The organism is Shewanella sp. T24-MNA-CIBAN-0130 (assembly GCF_040310185.1).
GTDB lineage: Bacteria > Pseudomonadota > Gammaproteobacteria > Enterobacterales > Shewanellaceae > Shewanella > Shewanella psychromarinicola.
Window position 1 is genome coordinate 1 of record NZ_JBEOPP010000102.1, and the last position, 5612, is coordinate 5612.

Annotated in this window: 4 protein-coding genes; all 4 read right to left on the reverse strand. The window is 42.1% G+C overall.

Annotated features, from left to right (window positions below; translation table 11 throughout):
- Positions 1-2011: electron transport complex subunit RsxC (gene rsxC / locus AAEZ02_RS21465; RefSeq protein ID WP_351124952.1), on the reverse strand; the 2011-nt coding region annotated here is incomplete at its 3' end.
- A complete protein-coding gene (gene rsxB, locus AAEZ02_RS21470; RefSeq protein ID WP_124013157.1) occupies positions 2005-2583 on the reverse strand; it encodes an electron transport complex subunit RsxB in 579 nt (192 codons plus the stop codon). The genes rsxC and rsxB, both read right to left, overlap by 7 nt.
- Before the next feature lie 2 nt (positions 2584-2585).
- The gene (rsxA, locus tag AAEZ02_RS21475) at positions 2586-3164 is read right to left on the reverse strand and encodes an electron transport complex subunit RsxA (RefSeq protein ID WP_101034661.1); all 579 of its coding nucleotides are present in this window, start codon (positions 3162-3164) and stop codon (positions 2586-2588) included.
- Between the two features lie 140 nt (positions 3165-3304).
- Complete coding sequence (locus AAEZ02_RS21480; RefSeq protein WP_351079364.1) at positions 3305-5203, reverse strand: EAL domain-containing protein; 1899 nt, start codon at positions 5201-5203, stop codon at positions 3305-3307.
- Between the last annotated feature and the right edge of the window lie 409 nt (positions 5204-5612).

Sequence of the window (5612 nt, forward strand, 5' to 3'; positions counted from 1 at the left end):
TAGCACGTGCAACCGCCGCAGTAATTTTAGCTTTTTTGTCATCTACAGCTTGGGTGGTGGCTGAATGAGTTACTTCAGCTTCACTCGCAGTGTTGTGGTTATTATCGGTAATAGTCTCCTTTTTGCTAACGACAGCATGTTCAGTCACCGCAGTGCTTTTTGTATCGGTAGTACTTGTTGTCGCGGAGCCATTGGCTAATGCAGCTTTTTTGGCTTTAGCACGTGCAACCGCCGCGGCAATTTTAGCTTTTTTGTCATCTAGTGGTTGGGCTGACTCATTGATAACTTCAGCTCCACTGGGTGTGTTGAGGGCGTTTGTTTGCGTTGACTCATTGGCTAATGCAGCTTTTTTAGCTTTAGCACGTTCAATGGCGGCGTTAATGACTGTTTTATTTACGTCGGTGGTATCGATTGCTACATTGCTCGAAGATGCAAGGCTTGTGGCAGCGGAACCTTGCGTTACTGAGTCTGTTGCTTGAGCTTTTTTCGCGGCGATACGTGCCATCGCGGCGGCAACAGCATCTTTATCACTCGATTTCATATTTGCTTGGCGCTTGGCGGCAGCTTGCTTTGATTTTTCTTCGCGCGCATTTTTTTCATCTTCAAGACGTTGTAAGCGAGCTTCAAAACGAAGTTTAGCTTTTTCAGCTTGAAGTTTTTCTTCAGCGGTATTTTTCAGCGCCGACTTAGCGATACGATAGTATTCAACTAAGGGGATATCACTTGGACAGACATAGCTACAACAACCACATTCAATGCAGTCTTTTAAATTAAAACTCGCTGCTTTATCGTATTCTTCAGCTTTTGCGTGCCAGAATAACTGTTGTGGTAACAATAATGCCGGGCAAACGACAGCGCACTCACCACATCGAATACAGGCTTTCTCATCTGAATCGGGTGCTATTTCTGTTTGGCTTGGTGTTAGCAAACAGTTGGTGCCTTTTAATATTGGCACATCAAGTTCGGCTATTGCATATCCCATCATTGGGCCGCCTACAATGATTTTTTGCGCGCGCTCTGGTTTGAAACTAACTTGACTGAGGGCATCGGCTACGGTTGTGCCTATTCTAAGCCAATAGTTTCCGGGTTTACCGATGCTTTCACCCGTTAATGTCACCACGCGTTCAATGAGTGGTTTACCTTGTAATACCGCATCTTGTATTGCATAGGCGGTACCGACGTTATGCATAACAATACCGAGTTGGGCTGGAATCGCGCCACTTGGCACTTCTTTACCGGTAATAATTTGAATAAGTTGTTTTTCACCGCCAGAAGGGTACTTTGTTGGAATAACGGTGACGCGGATCATGTCGTTGGGCAATGAGCTGCGATGAATAGCCGATTCCATAGCCTGCGCGGCTTCAGGTTTGTTGTCTTCAATGGCGATGATAATGCGCTGTGGATTAAGTAAATGATCAATAATACTTATGCCAGTTAAGATTTCATCACTGTATTCACGCATTAATCGATCATCAGCACTGATATAGGGTTCACATTCCACACCATTAATGATGACTAAATCGATTTCGCTGGCGGGGTTGAGTTTGACATGGCTAGGAAACGCCGCGCCGCCCATGCCTGCAATCCCTGCGTGTTTGATTTTGTCTAGAATAGCCGGTTTTGACAGTTGTTCAATCTGACCTGGTACCAGTTCACACCAAGTATCTTGACCATCAGCTTCGATGATGCAACTCAACACAGGTAATAAAGAGGGATGGTTACTATGGTGTTCTTCTATTGCCACAACCGTCCCAGAGGTAGGCGCGTGAACCGGTAAATAGGTAAAACCAGCACCTTCAGTGATTGATTGTCCTCTTAATACCTTGTCACCAACACGAATGCTAAGTGCGGCCTGTTGACCGACAAGGGGAACCGGTACCACAAATCGCGATGACAGTGGTAAAGGTAAAATTGTTCGTTGATTGGATAATGATTTAAGTTCAGGTGGATGGATCCCGCCAGGAGAGCGCCACAAAGTACCTTTATCTAATTGCTCTAATAACGTTAGCACCGTTTTTCCTCTTGCTCAGGATCGATCACGTTTACTGGGATAGCGTGTAACTTCCAGTCCCAATTTTGTATTGTGGTTGCAACGGGGATCATATCTATACAATCGACAGGGCAAGGTTCAACACATAAGTCACAGCCAGTACAATCTTTGACAATAACGGTATGCATTAATTTACCAGCACCTAAAATAGCGTCAACTGGGCAGGCTTGGATACACTTAGTGCAACCAATGCATTCATCTTCGCGGATGTAAGCCACTTTTTTCACATTAGCTTGAGCCTCTTCGCCTAACGCTTCAGGTTCTACCCCCATGAGCTCAGCAATTTTTTCCATGGTAGCGGTACCGCCTGGAGGGCATTTATTGATTTTCTCACCATTGGCGATGGCTTCTGCATAGGGTCGACAACCAGGGAAACCACATTGACCACATTGAGTTTGCGGTAGCAAGGTTTCTACTTGATCAACAATAGGGTTGCCTTCGACTTTAAATTTTTTCGACGCAAAACCCAAAATGACACCAAACACCAATGCTAAGGCGGTTAGTATGGCGACGGCAATTAATATACTCGAAATCATTAAGTAACCAGCCCCGCAAACCCCATAAAGGCTAATGACATTAACCCGGCAGTGATCATGGCAATTGCACCACCTTTAAAAGGTAAGGGCACATCGGCGGCCGCTAATCGCTCACGCATGGCAGAAAATAAAATTAACACTAATGAGAAGCCAACCGCAGCACCAAAACCATATATAGCCGATTGAATAAAATTATGGTCTTCATTGACGTTAAGTAAAGCGACGCCTAATACGGCACAATTGGTGGTGATTAATGGTAAATAAATGCCCAGCGCGCGATGTAAGGAGGCACTGGTTTTTTGCACTACCATTTCAGTAAATTGCACCACGACGGCAATCACTAAAATAAAGCTCATGGTGCGTAAATAACTGAGATCAAATGGTTGTAACAGAAATTCATTAATTAAATAACTCAAAATAGACGCTAGGGTCAACACAAACGTGGTTGCCATCGACATCCCAATTGCTGACGCTAATTTGCTCGACACCCCCATAAAAGGGCATAGACCTAAGAATTTTACCAGAACAAAGTTGTTTACCAGCACTGTGCCGATTAACAGGAGAAGGTAATCTGTCATTGCTACAATTTTTTGACCAATAGTTGTTAGTATTATCTTAGGTTTGACGCCGATAAACAACGGATAAAAAATAAGGTTAAACATAAAATGTTTAACCTTAGAATAAAAGCGTGTTTTTTTACCCTTTATTAACCTTGTTGTTACTGTTTAAGCAACAACAATTCAGGTTTAGCAATATAATATCCTTGTAGTCCGTCCACTAAGAGTTTTTCTAGGGTGAGCTTTTCATCCTGCTTTTCAACACCCGTGGCTATGACGCGGATACTGATGCGTTTTGCGATATCAACGATCATCCTAATAAAAAACTTATTATTATTATCTTGTTCTATATTGTCACTGTAACTGCTGTCTAACTTGATAAAGTCAGGACGTACTTCACGGAAAAATTTAAATGAGGTAAAGCCTAAACCAAAGCGCTCGATAGCGATTTTTGCGCCTACTTTGTGTATCTCGGTAACAAATTGATGGCTAGACTCTAAATTGGTCTGCATTCCTGATTCATTAAGTTCAAACACTAATCGAGCAGCGGTGCCACGATGTTTAGACAATATATCTTTTAACCAAACCGTAAAACTGCCTTGAAGCGCTGAGGACGCACTGATATTCACTCCCATATTACCTGAAATACTCGGGTTTTCACTCAAGATTTTAATGGTTTGTGTGACAATCATTTTATCTAATTCAATACTCATCCCATAACGTTCAGCCATCGCAATCACTGTGGTTGTTGGTAAATGTCTACCTTCGCCGTTATAAAAGCGAGCCAGTAACTCGCGGTAAACTTCAGTAGCATTGTTACAGGGTTGAATAGGTTGTTGATAAAATTTTACGCTTCGACGATTAATCAAGTCGCCGATGGTGATTTTCCAATGATCTGTTCCGACTTGCTCATCACCCGATAGCTTCTCTAATTGATAGTAACGATTAGGCCCCAGAGTTTGTGCCACGCTGACGGCGGTATCAGCTAATGCCATCAATGCTAATGGCTCGTTTCCTTGCTGATAGGGCACCATACCCGCATGCGCTATAGAGTCACTTTTTGTGCTTTGGGCATATTCGTCAAGATAACGTTTAAGTTGCTCTAAAAATCGCTCACCCTCTTTTAGGGAAATACTGTCAATGAAAACAGCAAAATCGCCACTGGAAATCCTAAAGCACTCATTCGGTCCAAGATTTGATGCCGATTTACGAATACAGCTTGCCAATTTTGCTAAATAATCATCACCTGCAACGCGGCCATGTAATTGGTTGACGCTTGCAAGTTCAGCTGCCTTAACCACAACCAGTACACCATTTTGTTGTTTATCTGTTTTTCTTATCGCTTCAATATGCTGGGTAAAGCGTTGGCGCGTTGAAAAACCACTGACGGGATCTTGGTAAGCAGCTTTGGTTAACAACTCATTTTCTTTACGTACCCGATCTAAGCTGAGCTTTAATTGACCACGGCAAGTTTCTATTGCGTTACCTAATGGCTTCAATACGCCCGGGAAGCGTGATTTTTCAATGGCGAGGAATGATAAGTCAGGGATATGAGCAATGTATTCAGCAGCATAGTTGATTCTACGACGATGTAACTGCACGAGTGCGGCAAATAACAGCATCAGAATGATATATGCCGCGATTAATAAGGTCGCGGTTTGTTCTAAGTCATTAAAGCTGGGTGACAACACACTGGCAGTGTCTAATCTCACTTGTAAGCGACCATCGGCAAAGTTTTGAACGTGACCTAATTCAATATCAAAAACTTGGCTGGCAAAATCGTCTGAAGGGCGAAGTAAACTGCCATAGGTAAAATTATTATTACTGTCGGTATTATGGATATATTGAAAAAACTGAAAAGAAAAGTCTTTAGACATGCGTTGGTATAACGCTTCTCCGCTGCCATGCCAGTCATCAATGGTTTGTACATTTTGTTGATAACTTGCGCGCGCAACTTCACCTTGTTCCTGTACTTGGTTATTTTCGACCGTGTAAATTTGGAAGATTAATAATCCAAACACAAGGAACAGAACCAGCTGAAAGGATTTCGATAAGCCCATAAAACATCCATTCCCATAAGTGTTTTTGGCTAAATTTGCTCAGTCCGGCACAAGCTTTGTGCTGAAGAGGTTCGAACAAGATGTTAACCAAAAATATAATGATCTAAATAGTTTATATTATAATCAATATTATCATAGCAGAAATGAGATTAGTTAATTATTAATCTAAGGTATTATTACATATAGAAAAATTAACTATATTTCACTAAAAAAGTAGTCTTAAATAAATGATGATAACTAAGATAAATGAAGCGATTGGAAGGTTATGATATTGAAAGTAAAGAGTAGATTAACAAACGCGAGGTTTTAACAGAAGAAATATTGCCGATAATAATGGCTCCCCAGACTGGACTCGAACCAGTGACATACGGATTAACAGTCCGCCGTTCTACCAACTGAACTACTGGGG

Excerpts from the sequence above, each read along its gene's own strand:
- rsxA (WP_101034661.1), bottom strand. The coding sequence starts at position 3,164 with ATGACAGATTACCTTCTCCTGTTAATCGGCACAGTGCTGGTAAACAAC.
- AAEZ02_RS21480 (WP_351079364.1), bottom strand. The coding sequence starts at position 5,203 with ATGGGCTTATCGAAATCCTTTCAGCTGGTTCTGTTCCTTGTGTTTGGA.